The sequence below is a fragment of the Salinimicrobium oceani genome (genome assembly GCF_012037645.1).
Map to the genome: position 1 here is coordinate 1 of NZ_JAAVJR010000066.1, position 887 is coordinate 887.

The following is an 887-nucleotide window of genomic DNA, read 5'->3' on the forward strand; positions in this document are numbered from 1 at the left end:
ATTTTTGAGAGCCGAAAGCAGGGCAGAGGTTAGGACAGATTCATCTGCTATACGATAGATAGAGATCTTTATATCCCTAACTCCATCATCAATGGATGCCTGCTGTAGAAAACGCTCTACATAATTAAAGGACATATAGGGAAAATGCACCGACTGGTCTTTTTTGGAAATTACTTCAAAATAATCTTCGGCATTTTCAAGAACCTTATGCTTTATAGGTGTCAAATCCTCATAATGCAACTCAGGGTTATTCGTAGGGTCGGGGAAAGAGAAGAAATCCCCGAAATTATGATATCTCCCTCCGGGCATCATATCGATCTTGCCCAATTTTAGCACCTTCCGCAGGATCCTTTGATCTTCCACAGGCATCTTTGCATCGTAAAGCAGGCGGGTGGGTTGTCCTTCACTTCTCTGCTTCAGGGAATCATAGATCTTTTCGGCAAGCAGGCCGTCTATTTCATCATCTATGTAAAGCTCAGCATCTCTGGATAGTTTGATCTCAAAAATTCCGTCGATCTCCTTCTCTGGAAATAGCTGCGGAATATTCACTTTTAGAAGATCATCCAAAAAGGTGATTTTATACTGTTCTTATTCCATAGAAAATGTAATGAAGCGGCCGCATTCTTCTGTCGGAATATTGACCACTGCAAAATTATCTTCATAGGCAAAGGTGACCATGAAGTACAGCTGATTGTTCTCAAGGAAAAGGTCGCCGCCTTCTTGGTATTCAACAATAACAGGCTTAATGCAATCGGAAATCTTCTTAAAATACTTTTTTGAGAATTCTTCCTGGTATGTATCATAATCTTCCCGATGTACCAAAAAGATCCCTGCTGTTTCCAATTCGGGGATGATCTCCTCTCTATAGATCTCTCCAAAACGGTCCT

At 40.9% G+C, this 887-nt stretch carries 2 pseudogenes; both read right to left on the minus strand.

Annotation, left to right across the window (positions count from 1 at the left end):
• Positions 1-576, minus strand: a pseudogene (locus HC175_RS15400) (polyphosphate kinase 1); the annotation flags it as partial.
• A 12-nt stretch (positions 577-588) separates the two neighbouring features.
• Positions 589-887 (minus strand): annotated as a pseudogene (locus tag HC175_RS15405) (polyphosphate kinase 1); the annotation flags it as partial.